Origin of the sequence: Halomonas sp. H10-9-1 (genome assembly GCF_040147005.1) — a bacterium.
GTDB lineage: Bacteria > Pseudomonadota > Gammaproteobacteria > Pseudomonadales > Halomonadaceae > Halomonas.
In genome coordinates, this window is sequence record NZ_JAMSHO010000001.1 from 164689 (window position 1) to 189985 (window position 25297).

General features: G+C 69.5%; 21 protein-coding genes and 1 riboswitch. All 21 genes read left to right on the top strand.

From position 1 onward, the window contains the following. Positions 1–128: 128 nt before the first annotated feature. The 21 genes from NFH66_RS00805 (at position 129) to NFH66_RS00905 (ending at position 25263) form a co-directional block, all read left to right on the top strand. Positions 129–3884 (top strand): nitrate reductase subunit alpha, encoded by a 3756-nt coding sequence (locus tag NFH66_RS00805; RefSeq protein WP_349607556.1) that lies wholly within the window; start codon positions 129–131, stop codon positions 3882–3884. Then, positions 3881–5443, top strand: coding sequence for a nitrate reductase subunit beta (gene narH / locus NFH66_RS00810; RefSeq protein ID WP_349607558.1), 1563 nt, complete (start codon positions 3881–3883; stop codon positions 5441–5443). Before NFH66_RS00805 ends, narH begins: the two co-directional genes overlap by 4 nt. After that, positions 5436–6218 carry a nitrate reductase molybdenum cofactor assembly chaperone gene (gene narJ, locus NFH66_RS00815; protein ID WP_349607560.1) on the top strand — a complete coding sequence of 261 codons (783 nt, stop codon included), beginning with the start codon at positions 5436–5438 and terminating at the stop codon, positions 6216–6218. Before narH ends, narJ begins: the two co-directional genes overlap by 8 nt. Before the next feature lie 12 nt (positions 6219–6230). After that, entirely contained in the window at positions 6231–6914 is a 684-nt protein-coding gene (narI, locus tag NFH66_RS00820; RefSeq protein ID WP_023007072.1) for a respiratory nitrate reductase subunit gamma, read from the top strand. A gap of 12 nt (positions 6915–6926) precedes the next feature. After that, positions 6927–7745 (top strand): peptidylprolyl isomerase, encoded by an 819-nt coding sequence (locus NFH66_RS00825; protein ID WP_349607562.1) that lies wholly within the window; start codon positions 6927–6929, stop codon positions 7743–7745. 104 nt (positions 7746–7849) lie between these two features. After that, the gene (gene moaB / locus NFH66_RS00830) at positions 7850–8443 is read left to right on the top strand and encodes a molybdenum cofactor biosynthesis protein B (protein WP_349607564.1); all 594 of its coding nucleotides are present in this window, start codon (positions 7850–7852) and stop codon (positions 8441–8443) included. Further along, entirely contained in the window at positions 8440–9690 is a 1251-nt protein-coding gene (locus NFH66_RS00835) for a molybdopterin molybdotransferase MoeA (protein WP_349607566.1), read from the top strand. The genes moaB and NFH66_RS00835 overlap by 4 nt, the downstream gene beginning before the upstream one ends. Continuing rightward, the gene (locus NFH66_RS00840) at positions 9650–10393 is read left to right on the top strand and encodes a Crp/Fnr family transcriptional regulator (protein ID WP_349607568.1); all 744 of its coding nucleotides are present in this window, start codon (positions 9650–9652) and stop codon (positions 10391–10393) included. Before NFH66_RS00835 ends, NFH66_RS00840 begins: the two co-directional genes overlap by 41 nt. 387 nt (positions 10394–10780) lie before the next feature. Further along, positions 10781–11851: a nicotinate-nucleotide--dimethylbenzimidazole phosphoribosyltransferase gene (gene cobT / locus NFH66_RS00845; RefSeq protein ID WP_349607570.1), complete on the top strand. Its 1071-nt coding sequence runs from the start codon at positions 10781–10783 to the stop codon at positions 11849–11851. A gap of 16 nt (positions 11852–11867) precedes the next feature. After that, a complete protein-coding gene (locus NFH66_RS00850; protein ID WP_349607572.1) occupies positions 11868–12566 on the top strand; it encodes an adenosylcobinamide amidohydrolase in 699 nt (232 codons plus the stop codon). Then, positions 12563–13672, top strand: a complete 1110-nt coding sequence (gene cobD / locus NFH66_RS00855) for a threonine-phosphate decarboxylase CobD (RefSeq protein ID WP_349607574.1) — start codon at positions 12563–12565, stop codon at positions 13670–13672. The genes NFH66_RS00850 and cobD overlap by 4 nt, the downstream gene beginning before the upstream one ends. Then, positions 13669–14226, top strand: coding sequence for a bifunctional adenosylcobinamide kinase/adenosylcobinamide-phosphate guanylyltransferase (locus NFH66_RS00860; protein ID WP_349607576.1), 558 nt, complete (start codon positions 13669–13671; stop codon positions 14224–14226). The genes cobD and NFH66_RS00860 overlap by 4 nt, the downstream gene beginning before the upstream one ends. Further along, entirely contained in the window at positions 14223–14981 is a 759-nt protein-coding gene (gene cobS, locus NFH66_RS00865; RefSeq protein ID WP_349607578.1) for an adenosylcobinamide-GDP ribazoletransferase, read from the top strand. The genes NFH66_RS00860 and cobS overlap by 4 nt, the downstream gene beginning before the upstream one ends. Beyond that, positions 14933–15574 carry a histidine phosphatase family protein gene (locus NFH66_RS00870; protein ID WP_349607580.1) on the top strand — a complete coding sequence of 214 codons (642 nt, stop codon included), beginning with the start codon at positions 14933–14935 and terminating at the stop codon, positions 15572–15574. Before cobS ends, NFH66_RS00870 begins: the two co-directional genes overlap by 49 nt. Further along, positions 15526–15951, top strand: a complete 426-nt coding sequence (locus NFH66_RS00875; protein ID WP_349607582.1) for a bifunctional adenosylcobinamide kinase/adenosylcobinamide-phosphate guanylyltransferase — start codon at positions 15526–15528, stop codon at positions 15949–15951. Before NFH66_RS00870 ends, NFH66_RS00875 begins: the two co-directional genes overlap by 49 nt. A 57-nt stretch (positions 15952–16008) precedes the next feature. After that, a riboswitch (cobalamin riboswitch) is annotated at positions 16009–16241 on the top strand. A 154-nt stretch (positions 16242–16395) separates the two neighbouring features. Beyond that, the gene (locus NFH66_RS00880) at positions 16396–18219 is read left to right on the top strand and encodes a TonB-dependent receptor domain-containing protein (RefSeq protein WP_349607584.1); all 1824 of its coding nucleotides are present in this window, start codon (positions 16396–16398) and stop codon (positions 18217–18219) included. Between the two features lie 14 nt (positions 18220–18233). Continuing rightward, on the top strand, positions 18234–22619 hold the full coding sequence (locus tag NFH66_RS00885; protein WP_349607586.1) for a cobaltochelatase subunit CobN: 4386 nt from the start codon (positions 18234–18236) through the stop codon (positions 22617–22619). Continuing rightward, on the top strand, positions 22616–23068 hold the full coding sequence (locus tag NFH66_RS00890; protein WP_349607588.1) for a MotA/TolQ/ExbB proton channel family protein: 453 nt from the start codon (positions 22616–22618) through the stop codon (positions 23066–23068). The genes NFH66_RS00885 and NFH66_RS00890 overlap by 4 nt, the downstream gene beginning before the upstream one ends. Beyond that, a complete protein-coding gene (locus NFH66_RS00895) occupies positions 23065–23361 on the top strand; it encodes a hypothetical protein (RefSeq protein WP_349607590.1) in 297 nt (98 codons plus the stop codon). The genes NFH66_RS00890 and NFH66_RS00895 overlap by 4 nt, the downstream gene beginning before the upstream one ends. Before the next feature lie 14 nt (positions 23362–23375). Then, on the top strand, positions 23376–24272 hold the full coding sequence (locus NFH66_RS00900; protein WP_349607592.1) for a cobalamin-binding protein: 897 nt from the start codon (positions 23376–23378) through the stop codon (positions 24270–24272). Further along, positions 24259–25263, top strand: coding sequence for a FecCD family ABC transporter permease (locus NFH66_RS00905; protein WP_349607594.1), 1005 nt, complete (start codon positions 24259–24261; stop codon positions 25261–25263). Before NFH66_RS00900 ends, NFH66_RS00905 begins: the two co-directional genes overlap by 14 nt. The last annotated feature ends 34 nt before the right edge of the window (positions 25264–25297 follow it).

The window sequence follows — 25297 nt, forward strand, 5'->3', positions numbered from 1 at the left end:
GCCGCCGCCATCGCCCAGAATTGCTGGCAAGGAACCGGCCCTGGTCCCGCGCCGAGCGCGCTCTCGACCAAGGCTGACCGGGTGGCCCGACGAGGCCACGCATCTTTTCAGGAGCCTGGAGAGCGACCATGAGTCACTTCATCGATCGGCTGAACTTCTTCCGCAAGGCCCGCGAGCCCTTCGCCAACGACCACGGCGAGCTTCGCGACGAGTCCCGCGGCTGGGAGAACGGCTACCGGCAGCGCTGGCAGCATGACAAGGTCGTGCGTTCCACCCACGGGGTGAACTGCACCGGGTCGTGCAGCTGGAAGATCTACGTCAAGAACGGCCTAGTCACCTGGGAGACCCAGCAGACCGATTACCCGCGCACCCGGCCCGACCTGCCCAACCACGAGCCGCGTGGCTGCCCGCGCGGCGCCAGCTACTCCTGGTACCTCTACAGCGCCAACCGCCTCAAGCACCCGATGATCCGCAAGCCGCTGCTCAAGCTGTGGCGCGAGGCCCTCCAGGCGAAGAAGGATCCGGTGGAGGCCTGGGCCTCCATCGTCGAGGACCCGGCCAAGGCCAAGCAGTACAAGCGCGCCCGTGGCATGGGCGGCTTCGTGCGTGCCGACTGGAACGAGGTCAACCAGCTGATCGGCGCCTCCAACGTCTACACCGCCAAGCAGTACGGCCCGGACCGCATCATCGGCTTCTCGCCGATCCCCGCCATGTCCATGGTCAGCTACGCCGCCGGCAGCCGCTACATGTCGCTGATCGGCGGCGTCTGCATGAGCTTCTACGACTGGTACTGCGACCTGCCGCCGGCCTCGCCGATGACCTGGGGCGAGCAGACCGACGTGCCCGAGTCCGCCGACTGGTACAACTCCGGCTACATCATCGCCTGGGGCTCCAACGTGCCCCAGACCCGCACCCCGGACGCCCACTTCTTCACCGAGGTGCGCTACAAGGGCACCAAGACCGTCTCGGTGACTCCGGACTACGCCGAGGTCTCCAAGCTCACCGACGAGTGGCTCTCCGCCAAGCAGGGCACCGACGCCGCCCTGGCCATGGCCATGGGCCACGTCATCCTCAAGGAGTTCCACCTCGAGAACCCCAGCGCCTACTTCACCGACTACGTGCGGCGCTACTCCGACATGCCCTTCCTGGTCGAGCTGGAGGCCCGCGAGGACGGCAGCTACGCGCCCGGCCGCCAGCTGCGCGCCAGCGACTTCGACGGCAACATGGGGCAGGACAACAACCCCGAGTGGAAGACCGTGGCGTGGGACGAGACCCGCGACCAGCCGGTGGTGCCGCGGGGCTCCATCGGCTTCCGCTGGGGCGAGGAGGGCAAGTGGAACCTCGAGCCGCTGGACGCCGACGGCGCCGAGATCAAGCCGCTGCTGACCCTGGCCGACAAGCATGACGAGGTGGCCAAGGTCGCCTTCCCCTACTTCGGCGGCATCGCCCACGAGCACTTCGAGCACGTCAAGAGCGGCGGCGCCAGCGACGAGCTGCTGTTCCACAGCCTGCCCGCCAAGCGCATGAAGAAGGCCGACGGCAGTGACGTGCTGGCGGTCACCGTCTTCGACCTGATGTGTGCCAACTACGGCATCGACCGCGGCTTCGGAGAAGACGACGGCGCCACCTCCTATGACCAGGTCAAGCCCTACACCCCGGCCTGGCAGGAGAAGATCACCGGCGTGCCCGCCGAGCAGGCCACCCGCATCGCCCGTGAGTTCGCTCAGAACGCCGACAAGACCCAGGGTCGCTCCATGATCATCGTCGGTGCCGGGATGAACCACTGGTACCACATGGACATGAACTACCGCGGCCTGATCAACATGCTGGTCATGTGCGGCTGCATCGGCCAGAGCGGCGGCGGCTGGTCCCACTACGTGGGCCAGGAGAAGCTGCGCCCGCAGACCGGCTGGACCCCGCTGGCCTTCGGCCTCGACTGGCACCGTCCGCCGCGCCACATGAACTCCACCTCCTTCTTCTACAACCACTCCTCCCAGTGGCGCTACGAGAAGCTCGAGGTCAAGGAGATCCTGTCGCCGCTGGCCAAGGCCGAGGACTACTCCGGCAGCCTGATCGACTTCAACGTGCGCTCCGAGCGCATGGGCTGGCTGCCCTCCGCGCCGCAGCTCGGCACCAACCCGCTGCGCCTGGCCGCCGCCGCCGAGGCCGCCGGCATGTCCACCAAGGACTACGCCGTGCAGCAGCTCAAGGAGGGCAAGCTCGCCTTCGCCGCGGAGGATCCGGACAACCCCCAGAACTTCCCGCGCAACCTCTTCATCTGGCGCTCCAACCTGCTGGGCAGCTCGGGCAAGGGCCACGAGTACATGCTCAAGTACCTGCTGGGCACCCGCCACGGCATCCAGGGCAAGGACCTGGGCGAGTTCGGTGGCCAGAAGCCGGAAGAGGTGAAATGGCATGACGAGGCGCCCGAGGGCAAGCTCGACCTGCTGGTGACCCTGGACTTCCGCATGTCCACCACCTGCCTCTACTCGGACGTGGTGCTGCCCACGGCGACCTGGTACGAGAAGGACGACCTCAACACCTCCGACATGCACCCCTTCATCCACCCGCTCACCGCGGCCACCGACCCGGCGTGGGAGTCGCGCAGCGACTGGGAGATCTTCAAGGGCATCGCCAAGGCCTTCTCCGAGGCTACCGAGGGGCACCTGGGCGAGGAGACCGACCTGGTCACCCTGCCGCACCAGCACGACTCCCCGGCCGAGCTGGCCCAGCCCGAGGTCAAGGACTGGAAGAAGGGCGAGTGTGAGCCGATCCCCGGCAAGACCATGCCGGCGCTGATCGAGGTCAAGCGCAACTATCCCGAGACCTATGAGCGCTTCACCTCCATCGGCCCGCTGCTGGAGGAGATCGGCAACGGCGGCAAGGGCATCGCCTGGAAGACCGAGAAGGAGGTCAAGCTGCTGGGCGACCTGAACCATCGCAAGACCGAGGGGCCGCACAAGGGCCGCCCCCAGCTCGACAGCGCCATCGACGCCGCCGAGATGATCCTGACCCTGGCGCCGGAGACCAACGGCCAGGTGGCGGTCAAGGCGTGGGGCGCGCTCTCCAAGATCACCGGGCGCGACCATACCCACCTGGCGCACCCCAAGGAGGAGGAGAAGATCCGCTTCCGCGACATCGTCGCCCAGCCGCGCAAGATCATCTCCAGCCCCACCTGGTCCGGCCTCGAGGACGAGCATGTCTCCTACAACGCCGGCTACACCAACGTGCATGAGCTGATCCCGTGGCGCACCGTCAGCGGCCGCCAGCAGTTCTACCAGGACCACCCCTGGATGCGCGCCTTCGGCGAGAGCCTGCTTGTCTACCGTCCGCCCATTGATACCAAGGCGGCGGTGAGCGTGGCCGAGCCCAAGGGTAACGGTAACCCGGAGATCGCCCTGAACTGGATCACCCCGCACCAGAAGTGGGGCATCCACTCCACCTACTCGGACAACCTGCTGATGCAGACCCTGTCCCGTGGCGGACCGATCGTGTGGATGTCCGAAGACGATGCGAAGTCCATCGGCGTCGAGGACAACGACTGGATCGAGCTCTACAACGCCAACGGCGCCATCGCGGCGCGGGCGGTGGTCAGCCAGCGGGTCAAGAACGGCATGGCGATGATGTACCACGCCCAGGAGCGCATCCTGAACATGCCGGGCTCCGAGATGACCGGGACCCGCGGCGGCATCCACAACTCGGTGACGCGCGTCTGCCCCAAGCCGACCCACATGATCGGCGGCTACGCGCAGCTCTCCTACAGCTTCAACTACTACGGCACCGTCGGCTCCAACCGCGATGAGTTCGTCATCGTGCGCAAGATGAAGAAGATCGACTGGCTGGATGGCGAAGGCAACGACTACGAGCAGGAGGCCGTGAAATGAAGATTCGTTCCCAGGTAGGCATGGTCCTCAACCTCGACAAGTGCATCGGCTGCCACACCTGCTCGGTGACCTGCAAGAACGTCTGGACCAGCCGCGAGGGCGTCGAGTACGCCTGGTTCAACAACGTCGAGACCAAGCCCGGCATCGGCTATCCCAAGGAGTGGGAGAACCAGTCCAAGTGGAAGGGCGGCTGGATGCGTCGCAAGGATGGCAAGATCGAGCCGCGCATCGGCGGCAAGTGGCGGGTGCTGGCGAACATCTTCGCCAACCCCGACCTGCCGGAGATCGACGACTACTACGAGCCGTTCACCTTCGATTACGAGCACCTGCACAGCGCCAAGCAGGGCGAGCACCAGCCCACCGCGCGGCCGCGTTCGCTGATCTCCGGCGAGCGCATGAAAAAGATCGAATGGGGCCCGAACTGGGAGGAGATCCTCGGCACCGAGTTCGCCAAGCGTCGCAAGGACATGAACTTCGAGAAGGTGCAGGCCGACATCTACGGCCAGTTCGAGAACACCTTCATGATGTACCTGCCGCGCCTGTGCGAGCACTGCCTCAACCCGACCTGCGTGGCGAGCTGTCCCTCCGGCGCCATCTACAAGCGCGAGGAGGACGGCATCGTCCTGATCGACCAGGACAAGTGCCGCGGCTGGCGGATGTGCATCTCCGGCTGCCCCTACAAGAAGATCTACTACAACTGGAAGACCGGGAAGTCCGAGAAGTGCATTTTCTGCTATCCGCGCATCGAGGCCGGCCAGCCCACCGTCTGCTCCGAGACCTGCGTGGGCCGCATCCGCTACCTCGGCGTGTTGCTGTATGACGCCGACCGCATCGAGGAGGTGGCCAGCTCCCCGGACGTGCGCGACCTCTACCATCGTCAGCGCGAGATCTTCCTGGATCCGCACGACCCGGAGGTGATCGCCCAGGCGAAGAAGGACGGCATCACCGACAACGTGCTCAAGGCCGCCCAGGAGAGCCCGGTCTACAAGCTGGCCATGGACTGGGGGCTGGCGCTGCCGCTGCACCCCGAGTACCGCACCCTGCCGATGGTCTGGTACGTGCCGCCGCTGTCGCCGATCCAGTCCGCCGCCGAGGCCGGCAAGGTCGAGTTCGACGGCGTGATGCCCAAGATCGAGTCGCTGCGCATCCCGGTGAAGTACCTGGCCAACATGCTCACCGCCGGCGAGGAGGCGCCCGTGGTGCTGGCGCTCAAGCGCCTGATGGCGATGCGCCTCTACATGCGCGGCAAGCATGTGGAAGGCCAGGCCGACGCCTCGGTGCTGGAGGGCGTCGAGCTCACCGAGCAGCAGGTGGAGGACATGTACCGCTACCTGGCCATCGCCAACTACGAGGATCGCTTCGTGATCCCGACGAGCCACCGCGAGATGGCCACCGAGGCCTTCCCCGAGCGCGGCGGCTGCGGCTTCACCTTCGGTGACGGCTGCCACGGTGACAGCAGCCAGAGCCTGTTCGGCGGTCGCAAGACCACCACCACCCTGGTCAAGCCGGTGGAGACCTTCGACCCGCAGGCCCAGAGCGAGGAGGCCCGTCATGGCTGATGCCGCACAACAGTTGGAACCGGACGTCGGCATGCGCAGCCTGCGCGTGCTGGCCCGGCTGCTGGACTACCCCAGCGAGGCGCTCCAGGCCGCCGCCCCGGAGATGATCGAGATCCTCGACGCGGAGCGCCGCCTCTCGGCGGCGGTGCGCGGCGCCCTGATGGAGTGGTGCCAGCGGATCCTGGAGGCCGACATCATGGACCTGCAGGCGGAGTACGTGGCGCTCTTCGACCGCGGCCGCAACACCTCGCTGCTGCTCTTCGAGCACGTCCACGGCGAGTCCCGCGACCGCGGCCAGGCGATGGTCGACCTGATGGCCGAGTATCGCGCCGCGGGCTTCGAGCTGGATGCCCACGAGCTGCCGGACTACCTGCCGCTGTTCCTGGAGTACCTCTCCACCCGCGACGAGGCCGACATCGGCCGCTGGCTGGGCGAGATCCGCCACATCCTGGCGCTGCTCACCGCACGCCTCGAGGAGCGCGAGGCGGACCACGCCCTGGTGCCGCTGGCGTTGCTGGCGCTGATCGGCGCCGAGGAGGACGTCGCCCCCCTTCGCCAGACGGCGAAGGAGGAGGCACCCGACTACACCGCCGAGGCCCTGGACGAGGTGTGGGAGGAGGAGGCGGTGCGCTTCACCGCCGAGTCCGACCAGGACTGCGCCCTGCAGTCCGCCGAGGGGCGGCGGCTGGCCGAGCGCAAGCAGGCCGTGCCCAGCGACCCCGTCAAGATCATGCCCGGCAGCGGCCCGACCGACCGCACCGTGACCGATCGCTAAAGGAGACCCGTCATGTTTAGCGAATACCTGCAACACCTGATCTACGGCTACTACCCGTATCTTGCCGGCACGGTGTTCCTGGTCGGCAGCCTGCTGCGCTACGACCATGGCCAGTACACCTGGAAGACCGGCTCGAGCCAGATGCTCTCCTCGAAGAACATGCGCCTGGCCAGCAACCTCTTCCATATCGGCATCCTGGTGATCTTCTTCGGCCACCTGTTCGGCATGCTGACGCCGCACTGGGTCTACGCGCCCTTCCTGCATGCCGGCACCAAGCAGCTGCTGGCCATCGTGGTGGGCGGCATCGCCGGTGTCCTGTGCGTGATCGGCGGCGCCATGCTGCTGCATCGCCGCATCACCAACCCGCGGGTGCGCGCCTCCTCCAGCCTGATGGACACCGTGATCCTGGGCCTGATCGTCTTCCAGGCGGCGCTGGGCCTGGTCACCGTCATCTTCTCCCTGGGCCACCTGGACGGCGAGATGATGCTGACGCTCTCCAGCTGGGCGCAGTCCATCGTCTTCTTCAGCGGCGGCGCGGCGGACTACATGGCGGAGGTCTCCTGGATCTACAAGATCCATATCTTCGTCGGTCTGACCATCATCCTGCTGTTCCCCTTCTCGCGCCTGGTCCACGTGTGGAGCGTGCCCTTCGGCTACATCACGCGGCGCTACCAGGTCGTCCGCAAGCGGGGCTGAGGAGTCATCACCATGCAGAAAATCGATATCGAGATGATCCCGGGGGGCGCGAGCCCCCCTCCCATCCGGGTCGGCGAGGCCACGATCCCCGAGGCCGACATCGCCCAGGAGATGCAGTACCACCCGGCGGACAGCGCCGGCAGCGCCCAGCTCAAGGCCGCCCGTGCCCTGGTGGTGCGCGAGCTGCTGCGCCAGCGCGCCGCCGCCCTGGGCCTGGCGGAGGCGGGCGCCGACCTCGACGAGGATGACGCCGCCATCGCCACCCTGCTGGAGCAGGAGCTGGACGTGCCCGAGCCCTCCGAGGAGGACTGCCGGCGCTTCCACGCCGCCCATGCCGAGCGCTTCAGCGAGCCGACCCGCCTCAAGGTGCGCCATATCCTGCTGCCTGCGGCGCCGGACGACGCCGAGGCCCGGGACGCCGGCTACCGCCTGGGCGAGAAGCTCATCAAGCAGCTCGGCGAACACCCCGAGCGCTTCACCGAGTTCGCCCAGCGCCACTCCGCCTGCCCCTCCAAGGACGAGGGCGGCGAGCTCGGCTGGCTGGCCCCGGGGCAGACCGTGGCCGAGCTCGACGGCGCCCTGCAGCACCTCCCCGAGGGGCTGCACGACCGCCCGCTCGCCTCCCGCTACGGCTGGCACGTGGTCAGCATCGACGCCCGCCAGGAGGGGCGCGAGCTGCCCTACGAGCAGGTCGCCGAGCATGTCCGCCACAGCCTGCGCGAGCAGTCGACCCGCCGCTCCCTGCGCCACTACCTGCTGGCACTGCAGGCCGAGATTGGCGTCGAGGGGATCAGTCTCGACGACGAAAGTGGCAGCGCCCTGATGCAGTAGCCGGATGAAGGGGGCCGCCTGGCCCCCTTTTCGGTGTTCTCGCCTTTTCCTTTCCTCGCCATTCATGCACCGCTCGCCCGCCGGCGGGCGGTGAGGAGGACCCCATGGCTCACGTTCACGCCCATACCCCCTTCGCGCCCCTCGGTATCGCCGTGCTGACCGTCTCCGACACCCGCGGTTTCGACGAGGACGGCAGCGGCGACCTGCTCTCCGCGCGTCTCACCGAGGCCGGCCATGCCCTGGTCGAGCGACGCATCGTCCCCGACGACGTCTACCGCATCCGTGCGGTGGTCTCGAAGTGGGTCGTGCGCGACGACATCCAAGTGGTACTGGTCAACGGCGGCACCGGCTTCACCCTCCGCGATACCACCCCGGAGGCGCTGGCGCCGCTGTTCGACAAGGCCATCGACGGCTACGGCGAGTTGTTCCGCCAGCTCTCTTACCAGAGTATCGGCACCTCCACCGTGCAGTCCCGCGCCGTGGCCGGGTTGATCGACCGCACCCTGGTGTTCGCCATGCCCGGCTCGCCCAAGGCCTGCGCCACCGCCTGGGACGGCATCCTGGCCGAGCAGCTCGACGCCCGCACCCGCCCCTGCAACTTCGTGGCCATGGTGCTGCCCCAGGGCGCGCGCTGCGCCAGCCGCCAGCCCGCGACCTCGCCGCGCGAGGCGCAGGCCGGTGAGGAGGTCGACGCATGAACTGCGGCTGCGCGGAGGTCGTCACCCCCGGCCTGATCGACCTGTTCGCGGCGCGCGAGCGCATGGTCATGGCCGGCCGGCCGGTGGCAGGGTGCGAGCGGGTGGCGCTGGGCGACGGCGAGGGTCGGGTGCTGGCGGAGGCGGTCGAGGCCGCCCTGGACCTGCCCGGCGTCGACAACAGCGCCATGGACGGCTATGCCCTGCGCGTCGACGGGCTCGGCCCCGAGGGGCTGCCGGTGGTGCAGCGCATCCCCGCCGGTGCCGGCGTGCTGCACCTGCCGGAGGGCGGCTGCGCGCGCATCTTCACGGGTGCTCCGGTGCCGCTGGGCGCCGACGCCGTGGTGCCCCAGGAGAAGGTGCGCCTCGACGCCACGGGCCGTGTTCACGTCGACGGCGAGCTGCCGCGTGGCGCCAACATCCGCCGCCGGGGCGAGGAGAGCCGCGCCGGCACGCCGTTGCTGCCCGCCGGCACGCGCCTCGAGGCCGCCGCCATCGCACTGCTGGCCAGCCACGGCATCGCCGAGGTGACGGTGCACCGCCGGGTCCGGGTGGCGCTGTTCTCCACCGGCGACGAGCTGATCGAGCCGGGCGCGACCCGCGCGCCGGGCCAAGTCTTCGACAGCAACCGCGCCATGCTCAAGGCGCTGATGGGCCAGCCGGGCGTCGAGGTGCTGGACCTGGGGGTGGTTCTCGACGATCCCCTTGATCTGCATCAGGCCCTTGGCCGGGCCCGCGACGAGGCCGATCTGGTAGTCTGTAGCGGCGGCGTGTCGGTGGGCGAGGAGGATCACGTGCGCCCCGCCATCGAGCGGCTGGGCGGCATCGCCTTCCATGGCGTGGGCATCAAGCCCGGCAAGCCCTTCGCGCTGGGCTACCTGGGCGACTCGCTTGCCACCGGCATCCCGCTGATCGCCCTGCCCGGCAACCCGGTGGCCTCGCTGGTGGGCTGGCAGTTCCTGGCCCTGCCGCTGCTGCAGGGTCGCCAGGGCATGGTGCCCGCGGCACTCGAGCGCTTTGCGGTCACCGCCGGCTTCTCCCGGCGCGGCCCGCGCGGGCGCCGCGAGCTGCTGCGGGTGGTGATCGACTGGCAAACGGGCGAGCCGGTGGCGCGGCTGGCCGGCGGCCAGGGGTCGCACATGCTGAGTGCCGCCAGCCAGGCCCATGGCTACCTGCTGGTGGATGCCGATACCGATGTGGAGGAAGGCCATGTCTATGGATACTGCCCAGCCGCCCAGTTCGGCCGCTGACCTGCTGTTCAAGCCCCGCCAGCTGCGCGAGCTGGTGCGCGGGGTGCCTTGGCTGGGCGCGCTCTCCGACGACGAGGTCGAGGCGCTGCTGGAGGACTGCGAGCCGCGCACCCTGGCCAGCCGCGAGTGGCTGTTCCGCCAGGACACCCCGGCGCGCTGGCTGCATATCGTCATCAGCGGCGCGGTGCGCCTGGTGCGCAGCGCCGGCGACGGCCGCCTGGCCACCATCCGCTGCGTGGAGCGCGGCGGCACCCTGGGCGAGCTGAGCATGGTCTCCCGGGAGGGCATCTACCTCTACTCCTCCGAGGCGCTGCGCCGCACCCATGTGCTGTCGATCCCCGCCGAGCGCTGCCGCGAGGCCATGGACCGCCACCCCGAGTGCCGCGCCGAGTTCATGAGCCGCCTGGCCCTGGAGCTCACTGACCGCCTCGAGGATCTCGCCCTGCTCACCCAGGGGGATGCCATGTCGCGGCTGGTCAGCTACATCCTGCGCCAGCTGCCCGCCGGGCGCGGCAAGGAGCCCCGGGTAGTGCGCCTGACCATTCCCAAGCGTTGGCTGGCCGCCCAGCTGGCGATGACCCCGGAGACCCTCTCGCGGCTGCTGGCCAGGCTCCGCGACAGCGGCGCCATCAACATCGATCGCCAGCGGCTGGTGGTGCTCGATGAGCAGAAGATGCGCGACCTGATGATGACCGATGACTGATGGAACAGTGGCAGCTAGCTTATAAGATTTATGGTTCCGAGTGAGTTGTCCCCGTCGCCAATATTGGCGAGATCAGGGAGGGCGTTGCATGGTTGTCTTGCTACGCCAGGCGTGTGGCTGTTATCGAAATAAGTGTGCGTGTTTAGTGGCGCCTGGTGAGTTTTCGCAAGATGCCATCCTGTGTCTTTACGCGCCGATTCGGAAGTTGATTATACGCTGGCGGCCGGGGTGCTCCGTGTCCAACGTCCGAAGGAGGTCGAGGATGGCAGTCACGAATCTATCGGTCGCGTACGTATACGTCGGTAGCGCCCCAGTGACATTGATGTGCCGATAGCCTGTTATCATGGGCAGGAATTCGCCTGCCCATGCCCAGCTGGAAGCCCCGATATGCTCAATGAAGTCCTCGCCGCCTTGTGTCCGGCCGATCGCTCCATCGCCGCGACCGTTACCGCTCGCCTGGACAGCCTTACCAAGCCGGTGGGTAGCCTCGGCCGCCTGGAGTCCCTCGCCGTGACGCTGGCCACACAGACCGGCGAGGCTTTTCCGAGCGTGTCGCCGCCCGGCGTGCTGGTGTTCGCCGCCGACCACGGTGTGGTCGCCGAGGGGGTCTCCGCCTTTCCCCAGGATGTCACCGCACAAATGGTGGCAAACTTCGTGACCGGCGGCGCCGGCATCAATGTCTTCGCTCGTCAGATCGATGCCCGTCTCGAGGTGATCGACGTGGGGGTGGCAGCCGAGCTTGGTGGCGAAGGGGTGGTGGACGAGAAGGTGCGGCTGGGCACCGCCAACATGGCCGAGGCGGACGCCATGAGCCGCGCTGAGGCCGTGGCGGCCCTCGAGGCGGGCATGCGTGCCGCCGAGCGAGCCATTGACGCCGGATGTCGCTGTCTGATCGTAGGCGAGATGGGCATCGCCAATACTACCGCGAGCAGTGCACTGCTCGCGGCCTTCACCGATGTTCCGGTGGCCAGCCTGATCGGGCGGGGTGCCGGCATTGCCGAGAGCCGCCTGGCCCATAAGCAGGCGGTCATCGAGCGTGCCCTGATGGCGCGCGCCCCGGATCGCGATGATCCCCTCGACGTGCTCGCCAAGCTGGGAGGCCTGGAGATCGCGGCCATGGCCGGCGCCTACCTGGGCGGGGCGGCGCGCCGCGTGCCGCTGTTGGTCGATGGCTTCATCGCCACGGTGGCGGCGCTCGCTGCCTGCCGGCTCAGCCCCGCCGCGCGGGACTACCTGATCTTTGCTCACCTCTCTCACGAACCGGGGCATGTGCATGCGCTCGCCGCGCTCGATGCCCAGCCGCTGCTCGACCTGGGGCTGTGCCTGGGTGAGGGTACGGGGGCAGCGCTTGCCTTCCCGCTGCTGGAATCGGCCACGCGCATGCTCGCCGAGATGGCGACCTTCGACAGCGCCGGTATCACCGCCGGCAATGTCGGCAATGTCGATAGCGTCGGCTGAGAGTATGGCGCAGGCGATGACCGCAGCGAGGCGGCAAGGGCCCTACCTGGGCGAGCGTATCGTCCTCGAGGGCGATGCGCGGTGCCTGCATTTCCGCTCGGCGCGGCCGCTGCGCACGGTGAGCAGCGCCTTGGTCGGCGGCGGACTCGGTTGGGCGCGCCACTTCTGCAATTTCCACGTCAGCAAGGACTATGCCGGCCATGACCCCGTGGCAGACCTGCATGCCTGGCTGGCAGCGCGTGAGTTGGCTCCGGGGGAGAGCGTGGCCATGATGACCGCGGTGCGCCTGGCGGAGCTCACGGTGGTGGAGGCGCGTGTCTCCGGCATCTCGCTGACGGTGGCGGTGACCGCCGGGGTGGGCAATGCGGTGGACATCACCGCGCCGCTTGCCGGCGACCCGCGTCCGGTCGTTGGCACCATCAACACCCTGGTCTTCCTCGACGCCCATCTGACCGACGGTGCCCTGGTCAATGCCTGCCTCTCGGTGAGCGAAGCCAAGGTGCGTGCCCTGGCCGAGTGCGGCGTGCGCGACCCCCATACCGCCAGCCCGGCGACCGGCACCTCCACCGACTGCCTGGCCATAGCCGCCACCCAGCGAGGGGTGGCCACTCCCTATGCCGGCTCCGCCACGGGGCTGGGACGCGCCCTGGGCCGAGCGGTGTTCGAGGCGACCTGCCAGGCACTCGGGCCGGCGGGCCAAGAGGGATTGACATGACGCACGAGGCCGCCTGGCCCTCGCACGGTGGCCAGGGGGCGCCACTGTTGGCGCGCTTTGGCCTGCCGCCCGACCATCCGTTGCTCGACTTCAGCGCCAACTTGAATCCCCTGGGGCCGCCGGCCTGGGTGGCGGCCCGGCTGGCCGTCGCGGCCGAGGGCCTCGCCCGCTATCCCGCCCCCGACTACCGCCCGGCGCGTGAGGCGATCGCCCGTGAGGCGGGGGTGACCGCCGAGCAGGTGCTGCTGACCAACGGCGGCGCCGAGGCGATCTTCCTCACCGCCGCCGGGCATGCCGGCGGGCGGGCGGTGATCGTCCAGCCCACCTTTACGGAGTACGCCCGGGCCTGCCGCGCCTTCGGCCTGGCCGTCGCTAACCGCGTGCTCGCGGCGCCCGAATTCCGGCTCGACCCGGAGCGCCTGGCGGCGGCCTTGTCGCCCGGCTCGCTGCTGTTCCTGTGCCGACCCAACAACCCCACCGCCTCCCTGGTGCCGCGCGCGGCCATCGAACGCCTGCTGACCCTGGCGGCGTTGCGCGGCAGCCGGGTGGTGGTCGACGAGGCCTTCATCGACTTCGTCACGCCGCCCGAGGAGAGCCTGGCCCCGCTGCTGGCGCGTTTCGACAACCTCATCCTGCTGCGCTCCCTGACCAAGCTCTATGCGCTGCCGGGGCTGCGGGTGGGGTACCTGCTGGCGAGCGAACCCGTGGTGCGCCAACTGCAGGCGTGCCAGCCTCCCTGGAGCGTCAACCACCTGGCCGCCGACCTGGTGGCGCCGCTGCTGGCCGACGGCGCCTTCCTGGCTCGCACCCAGCAGTGGCTATCCAGCGAGCACCCACGGCTGCAGAGTGGCCTTGTCGCTGCGGGCCTCGAGGTGGTCCCGAGCCGCGCCAACTTCTTTCTGGTGCGGCCCGCCCTGGAGCCCCGGGCGGCGTCGGGGCAAGGGCATGGCGCGGCCCTCTTCGAGCGGTTGCTGCGCTCGGGTATCCTGGCCCGCCATACCCACGGCTTTCGCGGCCTCGATGGTGACTGGCTGCGCGTGGCGCTGCGCGATCGCGCCGCCAACGACCGCCTGCTCGCCGTCTTGAGCGAGGAGGATGCGCCGTGATCGTCTTCGTCAGTGGCGGGGCGCGCTCCGGCAAGAGTGGCGTCGCCGAGCGCCTGGCCCGGGAGTGCCGCCAGGCGCGTGGCGGGGCGCTCTACTACCTGGCCACGGCGACTGTTTCGGACGCCGAGATGGCGGCGCGTATCGCTCGCCACCGCCGCGACCGGGGAGACCAGTGGTTAACGCGGCAAGCGCCACTGGCGCTGGGCAGCGCGCTCGACGACATCGAGCCGGGGAGCAGCGTGCTGCTCGACTGCCTGACGATATGGGCCGGGCGGGCGCTTTTCGAGGCGCGCTATGACAACACCGCAGGCTTGGCCCAGCTCGAGTCGCTGCTGGCCGCGGCGCGGGCGTGGCCGCTGGACCTGGTGGTGGTCTCCAACGACGTGAACGAGGATGTCCCGCCCCAGGACGCCATGACCTGGCGCTACCTCGCCTTCCTGCAGCGCCTGCACCGCGTGTTGGCCCAGGAGGCCGATCGGGTCATCGAGGTGGTGGCCGGCGTAGCCATCGACTGGTCGGATGAAAGAACCTTGAAGAAGGAAGCAAGGCGATGAAGGAGGCGGGTTATGGCCTACTGCTGGCCTTCCAGTTCCTGACGCGGCTGCCGGTACCGGTGACCTGCCCCTGGTCACCGGCCACCAGTCGCTGGGCGTTGCGCGCTTACCCCTTGGTGGGGCTCGTGGTCGGCGTGCTGCTGGCCGGAACCGCCTCCCTGCTGGAAAGCCTGCTGCCGCCACCGCTGTTGGCGCTCGCGCTGCTCAGCCTGTGGGTGGCACTCTCCGGAGGATTGCACCTGGACGGCCTGATGGACGTGGCCGATGCCCTGGGCAGCAATGCGCCCCTGGCCCGGCGCTGGGAGATCATGAAGGACCCGCAGGTGGGCAGCTTCGGTATCCTGGCGCTGGTTTTCCTGCTGGCCTGGAAGGGCCTGATGCTGTGGGCGTTGCTCACCGCCGGGGCACCCCTGGGCGTGCTGGTGGCGGTGCCGGCGCTGGCCCGCTTCGGTGCCGTGGGACTGCTGCGCCTGGCGCCCTGCGCCCGCCGCGAGGGGTTGGCGTGGAGGTGGCGCCAGCATCTCGGTCCGTGCGATCTACCGCTGGCCCTGCTGGCACTGGTCCCGCTGTTCTGGCCCCTGGCCGGTTGGCCGTGGCTGCTCGTCGGCCTGCTGCCCTTTCTGTTCGGCTATGAGCGGGTCATGACGCGCAGCTTCAACGGCATCAATGGCGATATCGTGGGGGCTGCCATCGAGGGAGGAGAACTATGGCTGTTGCTGATCGCCTGGAGCTGGTGGTCGTTCGTCACGGGCTGACGGCCTGGAATATCGAGCGCCGCTACCAGGGGCAGCGTGACATTCCCCTGCTGCTGCCCGAGGGGCAGCCCGGCCTGGATCGGCTACGCGAGGCGCTACACGGCGAGTGCTTCGATGCCGTTTACGCCAGCGACCTGATGCGCTGCCGCCAGACCCTGGCGCATGCCTATCCGGGGCGGCACGCCGCGCCGATAGCGCGCTTTGACGCACGGCTTCGCGAGCTCGACTTTGGCGAGTACGAGGGCAAGCGCTACGCGGAGCTCCAGGCGTTGCCCGCCTACCGTGCCTGGATCGACAGCGTGGGCGAGCAGGCGCCTCCCGGCGGAGAATCCGCCCGTGCCCTGCGTCAGCGCCTGGGCGAGTGGCTGGGCGAGCTGTTCACCGACGTGGAGTCGCAGGCGCTCCAGCGGGTGCTGATCGTCACCCATGGCGGCGTGATCCGCGAGCTGCGCCGACGCTTCGAGGCGATCGATTTCTGGGAGGGCAGCGTGGGACAGGCCGAGGGCCGCCGGCTGACCTTCATGCAACGGGAGGGGAGGTGGCAATGCAGCTCTTCATCGGCGGTGCCTGCGCCGGCAAGCACGAGGCGGTAACCGAGCGTTTCCCTACCGCCTGTTGGCACCGGCTGGCGCCCGGCGCTCCGCTGGAGAGTTGGCGTGCGTCGATCACCGCTGCTCCCTTGGTGCTGACGGGGTGGACCACCTGGCTCGAGGGCGCCTTGGGCGCTGAGCCTGATGACGACCGGCTGCGTGAGCGGCTCGTCGCCACGCTCGATGCGCTGGTGGCGGTCGAACGCCGGGGTGGTCCGGTGGTGGTGCTGGTCCTGTCCGAAATAGGTCGCGGCATCGTGCCAATGGCGGCGTCGACGCGGCGCCTGCGCGACCTTGCCGGCTGGCTGGCGCAGGATGCCGCCGCGCGCGCCGAGAGCGTCTGCTACGTTCGTCATGGACTCGTCAAGCGATTGAAATAACAGGGCATGTCGTGTTCCGGTACGTCGGCGTCGTTGATCTTATGGGTTCGGATTGCTAGTTTATCGCCACTCTCAGGTGCCCTAGGCGCGCGCAGACGCGCCAGGGTGAAACGGGAAGTCGGTGCGCGGTGCTCTTGCCGAGAGTCCGCCAGTCCGACGCTGCCCCCGCAACGGTGATCGAGTTTAGGAACGCCCTATACCACTGTGCCGCTTGGCACGGGAAGGTGGCTTTCCGGGACGCTTTGCGTCCGCTCGTCAGCCCGGAGACCGGCCCGAGAGCGTAGGAAACATGGAACCCCGTGTTTCCCTTCATGCCGGGTTACGGTGGGTGACCACGAAGCGGGGTTGACGCTGTTGCTGTCGTTTTCCCTCCCTCGTTCCTTGCCGTCTCGGTGAATGCAGTACCAATGCTGTGCGGGTAGGCACGGCGAGCAAGGGACATTCATGAACACCACACGCAACGCTCCGCGGGGCCTGGCCGCCTTCGGCCTGGCGCTTATCCCCCTGGCCATCCAGGCTCAGGCCGAGACCGACAGCCGCGACACCGCCGTCGACCTCAACCCCCTGGTCATCACCGCCGCGCTGGCGCCGCGCACCGCCGACGAGACGCTCTCTTCCGTCACCCTGCTCGATGAGGCGACCCTGCGTCGCCAGGATCCCACCAGCCTGACCGACCTCTTCCGCGGTCAGCCGGGCGTGGATGTCATCTCCAATGGCAGCTTCGGCAAGAGCAGTAGCGTCTATATCCGCGGTACCGACAATAAATCAACGACGTTATTGATCGACGGTATCCGTCTGCGCTCGGCGACCGCGGGTGGTGCGGCGTGGTCATCCCTGGATCCGCGCATGTTCGAGCGCGCCGAGATCGTGCGCGGCCCGCGTGGCAGTCTCTATGGCGCCGATGCGATGGGCGGGGTGGTGCAGCTGTTTACGCCGGAAGGCGAGGGTGAGCCCGCACCGCGCATTTCCCTTGGCGGTGGCTCCTTCGATACCCAGCGTTATAGTGCCAGCCTTTCCGGTGCCGAGGGTGGCACGCGCTACCATTTCGCCGCCAGCCGCTTCGATACCGACGGCGAGCCGATACGCCGTGGCGGAGACGATATGGGCTACGACAACACCACGGCGCTGGCGCGCATGTCGCATACGTGGGATACCGGCGCGGAAGTCGGGTTACTGGCGTTGCGCGCGCGCGGCAGCAATGAATACGACGGTGGCGAGAATGACTTTGTCCAGCAGGTGACGGGCATCTATGGCGAACTGCCAATTAGCGGATACTGGCGTAGCCGCGTGACACTCAGCGAGGCGCGTGACGAATACGAGAGCATTGATGATTTTGGCTTCTCGATCATCGATACCCGTACCCAGGCCGCGCGCTGGCAGAATACCTTCGCCTTCGGCGCCCACGAACTGGTGGCCGGGGCGGAGTACAGCGAAGACAAGGTGTCCAGCACCAACGACTACGAGGTTGATAGCCGCGACAACGTTGCCGTCTTCGCGCAGGGCCTGTTCGATTTCTCTCCTTTCGCCTTGCAGACCAGCCTGCGCTATGACGACAACGAGGCCTATGGTGATGAGGTAACCGGCAGCTTGGCACTGGGCTATGACCTGGATACTCACCACACTCTGCGGGCAAGTTATGGCACTGCCTTTAGGGCGCCCACCTTCAATGATCTCTATTGGCCTGGCAGTGGCAACTCCGATCTCGATGCTGAAACCTCCGAAACGTTCGAGGTCGGCGCTCGTGGCCAGTACCGTGCCTGGTTCTGGGATGCGGCGCTTTATCAGACCGATATCGATGACATGATCGACTGGGCGCCGACAGAGAGCGGCCTGTGGGCTCCACAGAATATCAATGAGACGCGCCTCCGTGGTGCGGAGCTCGCGGCCGGTGCGGAGCTGGGCGACTGGACCCTGCAGGCCGCGCTCACCTATCTCGACCCGGAGGATCGCGGTGAGGGAGAGAGCCGCGGCAACGACCTGCCGCGCCGCGCCACTCAGAGCCTGCGCCTGGACGTTGATCGTGAGCTCGGCGACTGGTCCATGGGCGGCTCCTGGGTCGTCCAGAACCATCGCTACAATGACGCCGCCAACCAGGAGCGCCTGGCCGGCTTCGGCCTGCTCAACCTGCGCGCCGGCTGGGACTTCGCACCGCACTGGTCGGCGCGACTGACGGTCGACAACGCGCTCGACAAGGAGTACGAGACCGCTCGCGACTATATCAATGCCGGTCGCGCTGCCTTCCTCAGCGTGCACTTCGGGGCCCTGTGATGGCGCGGGGGGCGATGGCGCTGCTGCTCGCCCTGCTGCCGGTGCTGGCCTCGGCGGGCACGCTGGTCGGCGTCGTTTCGGAGCGCTCGGCCGCCGAGCTCGCCGCCGGTGCGGCGCGCTTCCTCGATGCTCACCCCGGGCATGAGGTGGTCCTGCGCACGCCGGAGCAGCTGGCCGAGGCGGACGATGCCGAGCTCGCCGCGCTCTTCGACGGCGCCGATGCGCTGCTGCTGGCGGCGGTGTTCGGCGACCAGGTGGGGCGCCTGGCGCGGCTGGTCGACAGCGCCGCCGCCCGGCGCGACTTCCCCATCCTCGCCATCAACGGCGACAGGCGCCTGACGCGCCTGTCGCGGCTGGGCGGTGTGCGCCTGCTGGCCGGGCTCGACGCCGCGACACTCGGCGAGCTGGTGGCAGGCCCTGCCCCCGACGTGGCGGCAGCCGAGCACCTGACGGCACAACTCGAGCGCTTCCCCACCCAGGCTGGGTGGCTGACCGGGCGTGCCTACTACCAGGGGCGTAGCCCCGAGCACCTCGATGGCCTGCTGCGCTGGCTGCTCGCCGCGGCCGGCCATGAGCTGGACGTGCCCGAGCCATCGCCGCGAGCGGCGATTCGCTACTATCGGCCATGGCTCCACGCCCGCCCGGGGGGCGGCGATGATGCGCCCACTACCGACCCCACCAGCCTGGGGCTGGGGGCCGGGCCGGTCGTGGCGATCCTCGACCTCGACAGCGGCGACCGCCCCGGCGACCGTGAGCTGCTCGAGGGTGCCTGTGAGGCACTCGAGGCGCACGCCATCCAGTGCGTGGCGGTGCTGGCGCGCTGGGGTGGGGCGACCCTGGCGGCGCTCGAGCGCCTGCCCGAGACGCTCGGCGAGGCGAGCCTGGCCGGGATCCTCAGCCTGCAGGACTTCACCCTGGGCGGGGGCGCGGGGCGGCGCGCGGCCAGTGAAGTGCTTGGCCAGCTCGACGTGCCGGTGATCAAGGGGGTGCGCCTGGCCGAGCGCAGCGAGGCACAGTGGCGACTCTCGCACGATGGCCTGCCGCGCGAGTCGGTGCACTACCAGCTGGCGATGCCGGAGCTGCAGGGCATCAGCCAGCCGATGGTCCTGGCGGTGGCCGCGCCGCGCGAGATCGATGAGCGCACCGGGGTGGCGTTGACGCTGTCGCGGCCACTCGAATCGCGCCTCGGCGCCGTCGCCGAGCGCTTCGCCCGCTGGCAGCGCCTGCGGGCGCTGGACAACGCCGACAAGAAGGTGGCGCTGATCTACTACAACCACCCGCCCGGACGGCAGAATGTCGGCGCCGACAACCTCGACGTACCGGCCTCGCTCTACGCGATGCTCACCCGGCTGCGCGAGGCCGGCTACCACACCGGCGAGCTGCCGGAGAGCCCGGAGGCACTGCACGCGATGATCCAGGCGCGCGGGGTCAATCTGCCGGAGGACCGCGGCGCCCTGGAGGGCATGGTCGGGCAGGTGCCGTCGCTGACCGCAGAGGCGTACCGCCGCTACTTCGCGACGCTGCCGGCGACCATCCGCGGCGAACTCGTGCAGGGCCCGCTGGGTTATCTGCACGCCCGCCTCGAGCGGGCCGATGCGCTGGGCGAACCGGAGCTGGTTCACGAGGTGCTGGAGCGCGTCGCCAAGGATCTGCTCCACCTCATCGAGCAGCATGACCACCCGGCCCGGGCCCGGGCGCTGGACCTGCTGGAGCAGTACGTCACGGGCTGGGAGAAGCACCTCGCCCATGCGGAGGAGAGCGAACTCGACACGCTCGAGGCGCTGCGCGATGGCCTGGTGGCCACCGGCATTCCCGGGCTCTCCGGCTGGGGCGAGCCGCCGGGGCGCTCGATGGTTATCGATGACGAGATGCTCTTCCCGGGGCTGCAGTTCGGCAACGTCTTCATCGGGCCGCAGCCGCCACGCGGCTGGGAGCTGGACGAGGAACTGCTGCACGCCAATACCACCTTCCCCCCGACCCACCAGTACCTGGGCTTCTACCACTGGCTGCGCGATCACTTCGCCGCCGATGCCCTGGTCTACGTGGGGCGTCACTCCACGCGCGAGTTCCTGCCGCGACGCCGGGCGGGACTGGCCGAGGACGACTATCCGGAGCTGCTAGGCGGCAACCTGCCGTTGATCTACCCGTACATCGTCGATGGCGTGGGCGAGGGCATCCAGGCCAAGCGACGTGCCCTGGGGGTGATGATCGGCCACCTGACCCCGCCGCTGGCTGCCACCGAGCTCTACGACGACCTGCTCGAGCTGCGCCAGCTGGTCGAGACCTTCGAGGTGGCGACCGACCCCGATGGCCCCACGCGGCGCCGCGCCGTGGTGATGTTGCGCGAACAGATCGAGGGCCTCGAGCTGACCGAGGCGTTCGAGCGCGAGATCGCCTCCGACCTGGGCTTGGCCGCCGAGGAGGTGAGCCTGGATGAGGTCGCCGCGGAGCTGCTGGTGCACGAAGCGGGGCACTACGTCACCGACATGCAGGAGCGCTTCATGCCGCTGGGGCTGCATGTGTTCGGCCGCGACTGGGACGCCGAGGCCGTCGATACCCTGCTCGACTCGATGGGAGGCGAGGGCGACGAGCGCGAGCGCCGGCGCGAGTGGGTCGAGGCCTCGCCGCGTCACGAGCGGGAGAGCCTCCTGGGCGCCCTGGAGGGGCGCTTCGTTCCCCCGGGGCCGGGCAACGACCCGCTGCGCACGCCGGAGGTGCTGCCCACCGGGCGCAACTTCCATGCGCTCTCCAGCGACCTGGTGCCGACCCGGGTGGCCTGGTCGCTGGGCAGCGAGATGGCGGCCACCGCCCGTGGGCGTGACGCCGAGGCGACGGAGGGGAGCGAGGCGCTGGTGCTGTGGGCCTCGGACACGGTGCGCGATGAGGGGGTGATGATCGCCTTCGGCCTCGACATGCTGGGCGTCAAGCCGCGCTGGAACTCGCGTGGCATCGTCCGGGGGCTCGAGCGCCTGTCGCTGGGGGAACCTGGCGATGCGGCTGATACGCCACGCACGGCGCGGCGCGATGTGCTGTTCACCACCTCGGGGCTGTTCCGCGATCTCTACGAGGACCAGCTGGTGTGGCTCGACCTCGCCGTGCGCCTGGCCCTCGATGGGGCGAGCGAGACCATCCGCAGCGCGCATCCGCAGCTCGCCGGGGCGCTGGCGGCGGCGCTCGCCCCGCTGCCCGAGGAGATGCGTGACCCGGGCGCCGAGGCGCTCGCCGACAACCGCGTCGCGGCGCGCTGGGTGGCCGATACCCGGGAGCTGCTAGCCCGCGGCGAGGCGGCCGCTGCGGCCGGGGAGCAGGCGGCGTGGCGGGTGTTCGGCACCGCCCCGGGCGCCTACGGCGCCGGCGTCAATCGCCTGGCGTCGCGCTCCAGTGCCTGGGAGGCGCGTGACCAGTTGGGCAGTGCATATCGCCGGCGCATGGGACATGTCTACGGCAAGGAGCAGGGCGGCGAGTCGGCTCACGCGGCCTTCGATGCCAACCTCGCCCGGGTCGGGCGCACCTACCTGGGGCGCGCCAGCCACCTCTACGGGCTGCTCGACAACGACGACGGCTTCGACTTCCAGGGTGGGCTCTCCAATGCCGTGGAGCAGTTGACCGGCACCCCGCCGGCCAACCGCGTGCTCACCCACGCCGACCCCGACAACCCGCGCGTCGAGAGCCTGGAGCGCGCGCTGCTCGGCGAGCTGCGCGCGCGCAACCTCAACCCCCAGTGGCTGCGCCCGCTGATGGAGCACGGCTACGCCGGGGCCCGCACCATGGGCAGCGACTTCCTCGACAACCTGTGGGGCTGGCAGGTGACGAGCCCGCAGGTGGTGCGCTCCTGGGTGTGGGACGAGGTCGATGCCGTCTACTTCCAGGACCGCCACGGCCTGGGGCTGGACGACTTCCTGGCCGCGGGGCACAACGTCCATGTCAAGACGCACATGCAGGCCACGGCGCTGCTCGCCGCCAAGCGCGGCTACTGGCAGGCCGATGCGGCGACCCTGGAACGGCTCACTGGCGAGTTCGCGGAGGCGGTGATCGAGCACGGCCTGCCGGGCAGCGGCCACGCCCACCCCGACCATCCGCTGCTGCCGTGGCTCGCCGAGCGCCTGGACGACGAGCGGCGCGAAGCCTTCACGGCGGTGATCGAGGCGGCGCGGCTCGCGAGACGCGAGCCCCAGGCCGCGCCGACCACCATCCGCGAGGTCACACCCCAGGCCGCACTGGCCGAGCAGCCGCCACCGGCGCCAGTGGCGCCAGTGGCGCCAGTGGTCGGTGCCGAGGCGGCGGAGGAGGAACTGGCGGCCGCCGCCGAGGGGGGCACGCCGTTACTGCCCTGGCTGCTCGCTCTCGCGGCGCTGCTGCTGCTGATGGGCGGCTTCGCTTACGGGAGACGCGCACGATGAACTTGGACCTGACCCACGCCACGCTGGACGTCATGGGCACCCTGGTGGAGTGGCTGCTGACGCCGGTCATCCTGGTGCTGCTGGCCCTGGTGGCGCTGTCGCTGTGGGAGGCGGGGCTCGCCATCGGCGAGCGCAGCGGCGGCATCCGGCGCCTGGTGGCGGCACGCCGTGGCGATCGGCTCGCGGCGCGAGCCCGTCGCGCCATCGACCGCGCCGACCTGCTGGCGCGCATCGGCCCCATGCTGGGCCTGATGGGCACCCTGATCCCGCTGGGGCCGGGGCTCGCCGCCTTGGGCAATGGCCAGCTCGACGTGTTGGCCCAGGCCGTCACCGTGGCCTTCAATACCACGGTGATGGGGCTGTTGATCGGCATCCTCGGCTTCCTGCTGGGACGGCTGCGGCGACGCTGGTACGACGCCGCCATGGCGCAACTGGAGGCAGCCCCATGAGCATTCCCGAGTATCGACGCAGCCGCTTCGACAATGCCGACGAGGAGCCCATGGGGCCGCTCGCCAACCTGGCCGACATCATGCTGGTGTTCGCCGTGGGGCTGATGGTGGCGTTGGCCGCCTCGCGTGACACGGGGTCGCGCGGCGGCGTGGAGCTCGAGGCCGGACGCGAGCTGCCCGAGCTGCCGGCGGGAATGGGGACATCCGGCAGCGGTTATGAAAGCGTGGGGCGCGTCTACCGCGACCCGCAGAGCGGCAAGCTGATCCTGGTCGACGAGCCGGGGCGCAGCTGATGGGGGAGAGCGGGATGACCTTCAGGGGGATGCGAGGTGCACTGGTGGTGGGGGCCGGGCTGCTGCTCGCCGGCGCCGAGCCGGCCCACGCGGAGGTGTGTGCCGTCGACGACCTCGACCGCGAGGTGTGCCTGGCGTCGCCGGCCGAGCGGATCGCCGTGCTCTCGCCGGGGGCGACCGAACTCGTCTATGCCGCCGGTGCCGGCGAGGCAGTCGTGGCGGTGGTCGACTACAGTGACTACCCCCCCGAGGCGCGCGAGGTGCCGTCGCTGGGTAGCCATACGCGCATCGACATGGAGCGCCTCGTCGCCCTGCGCCCGGAGCTGGTGATCGGCTGGGTGACCGGCAACCCCCCCGAGCAACTGGAAACGATCGAGACGCTCGGGGTGCCGGTGTTCTACCTCGAGCCGCATACCTTCGACGGCGTGGCCAGTGCCATCGAACGCTTGGGCACGCTGGCCGGCACCGCCGAGGTGGCGAGTCGCGAGGCCAGGCGCTTTCGTGACGGCATGGCCGAGATCCGCGAGCGCCATGCCGACAGGGCGCCGGTGCGCGTCTTCTACCAGGTGTGGGACGAACCGCTGATGACCATCAATGATGCGCACCTGATCGGCAAGGTGTTGACCGTCTGCGGTGGGATCAACGTCTTCGGCGACCTCGAGCGCCGGGTGCCGCGCATCGGCGATGCCTCGGTGCTCGATGCCGACCCCGAGGCGATCCTCGCCGGTGGCATGGGTGAGGCAAACCGCGGTTGGCTCACTCACTGGGAGCAGTACCCCAGCCTGACCGCCGTGGCGCGCGACAACCTGTTCTTCGTGCCGCGGTCACTGATCCAGCGCCCCACGCCGCGCCTGCTCGAGGGCAGCCGGCTGTTCTGCGAGAGACTGGAGGACGCCCGTGCACGCCGCTAGACACTCCTTGGCCGACGCCGGGAGGCGTGGGCGGGTTTTCCCGCTGGGCCTGCTGGCGCTGGCGGCGTTGGCCGCCCTGGCGCTGTCGCTGGCGGTGGGCAGCGTTACCGTCACTCCCGCCGAGCTCTGGGAGGTGGTGCTGGGCGGGGGCGATGCCCTGCCGCGCACCCTGGTGCTCGAGCTGCGCGTGCCGCGCACGCTCTCGGCCTTCGCCACCGGTGGCCTGCTGGCCCTGGCCGGGGCGCTGATGCAGGTGCTGCTGCGCAACCCCCTGGCGGACCCCTACGTGCTGGGGCTCTCCGGCGGGGCCGCGGTGGGGGCGCTGGCGGCCATGCTGGCCGGGTTGGGCGGCATGGTGATCTCGGGTTCGGCCTTCGCCGGGGCGCTGATCTCGACGCTGCTGGTCTTCGGCCTGGCCCACAGCACTGGCAGTTGGACGCCGGCGCGCCTGCTGCTCACCGGCGTGGTGGTGGCGGCCGGCTGGGGCGCGGTGGTCACGCTGATGCTGGCGGTGAGCCCCGCCGAGCGCCTGCCCGGCATGCTCTACTGGCTGATGGGCGATCTCTCCTACGCCCGCACGCCCGGCGTTCCGCTCGCCCTGCTGCTGGGGGTGTGCCTGCTTGCCATGCCGCTGGGGCGCAGCCTCAACGTGCTGGCCCGTGGGGCGCTGCAGGCCGCGGCCCTGGGGGTGGCGGTGCGTCCGCTGGAGTGGACGATCTACATTACGGCGAGCGGGCTCACCGCCATGGCGGTGACCACCGCCGGCAGCATCGGCTTCGTCGGCCTGGTGGTGCCGCACATGCTGCGCCTGGTGCTGGGCAACGACCAGCGCCTGATCCTGCCCGCCTGTGCCCTGGCCGGTGGCACCCTGCTGGTACTCGCCGACACCCTGGCGCGCACCATCATCGCCCCGGAGCAGCTGCCGGTGGGGGTGATCACCGCACTGCTCGGCGTGCCGACCTTCCTCTATCTGCTCTACCGGAGCCGCTGATGAACCGACTGTCGCTCCCGAACCCGAACCCGAG

What these genes read in the sequence shown, in the direction of transcription:
- NFH66_RS00805 (WP_349607556.1), top strand. Translation starts at nt 129, where the DNA reads ATGAGTCACTTCATCGATCGGCTGAACTTCTTCCGCAAGGCCCGCGAG.
- narH (WP_349607558.1), top strand. Translation starts at nt 3,881, where the DNA reads ATGAAGATTCGTTCCCAGGTAGGCATGGTCCTCAACCTCGACAAGTGC.
- narJ (WP_349607560.1), top strand. Translation starts at nt 5,436, where the DNA reads ATGGCTGATGCCGCACAACAGTTGGAACCGGACGTCGGCATGCGCAGC.
- narI (WP_023007072.1), top strand. Translation starts at nt 6,231, where the DNA reads ATGTTTAGCGAATACCTGCAACACCTGATCTACGGCTACTACCCGTAT.
- NFH66_RS00825 (WP_349607562.1), top strand. Translation starts at nt 6,927, where the DNA reads ATGCAGAAAATCGATATCGAGATGATCCCGGGGGGCGCGAGCCCCCCT.
- moaB (WP_349607564.1), top strand. Translation starts at nt 7,850, where the DNA reads ATGGCTCACGTTCACGCCCATACCCCCTTCGCGCCCCTCGGTATCGCC.
- NFH66_RS00835 (WP_349607566.1), top strand. Translation starts at nt 8,440, where the DNA reads ATGAACTGCGGCTGCGCGGAGGTCGTCACCCCCGGCCTGATCGACCTG.
- NFH66_RS00840 (WP_349607568.1), top strand. Translation starts at nt 9,650, where the DNA reads ATGTCTATGGATACTGCCCAGCCGCCCAGTTCGGCCGCTGACCTGCTG.
- cobT (WP_349607570.1), top strand. Translation starts at nt 10,781, where the DNA reads ATGCTCAATGAAGTCCTCGCCGCCTTGTGTCCGGCCGATCGCTCCATC.
- NFH66_RS00850 (WP_349607572.1), top strand. Translation starts at nt 11,868, where the DNA reads ATGACCGCAGCGAGGCGGCAAGGGCCCTACCTGGGCGAGCGTATCGTC.
- cobD (WP_349607574.1), top strand. Translation starts at nt 12,563, where the DNA reads ATGACGCACGAGGCCGCCTGGCCCTCGCACGGTGGCCAGGGGGCGCCA.
- cobS (WP_349607578.1), top strand. Translation starts at nt 14,223, where the DNA reads ATGAAGGAGGCGGGTTATGGCCTACTGCTGGCCTTCCAGTTCCTGACG.
- NFH66_RS00870 (WP_349607580.1), top strand. Translation starts at nt 14,933, where the DNA reads ATGGCTGTTGCTGATCGCCTGGAGCTGGTGGTCGTTCGTCACGGGCTG.
- NFH66_RS00875 (WP_349607582.1), top strand. Translation starts at nt 15,526, where the DNA reads ATGCAGCTCTTCATCGGCGGTGCCTGCGCCGGCAAGCACGAGGCGGTA.
- NFH66_RS00880 (WP_349607584.1), top strand. Translation starts at nt 16,396, where the DNA reads ATGAACACCACACGCAACGCTCCGCGGGGCCTGGCCGCCTTCGGCCTG.
- NFH66_RS00885 (WP_349607586.1), top strand. Translation starts at nt 18,234, where the DNA reads ATGGCGCTGCTGCTCGCCCTGCTGCCGGTGCTGGCCTCGGCGGGCACG.
- NFH66_RS00890 (WP_349607588.1), top strand. Translation starts at nt 22,616, where the DNA reads ATGAACTTGGACCTGACCCACGCCACGCTGGACGTCATGGGCACCCTG.
- NFH66_RS00895 (WP_349607590.1), top strand. Translation starts at nt 23,065, where the DNA reads ATGAGCATTCCCGAGTATCGACGCAGCCGCTTCGACAATGCCGACGAG.
- NFH66_RS00900 (WP_349607592.1), top strand. Translation starts at nt 23,376, where the DNA reads ATGACCTTCAGGGGGATGCGAGGTGCACTGGTGGTGGGGGCCGGGCTG.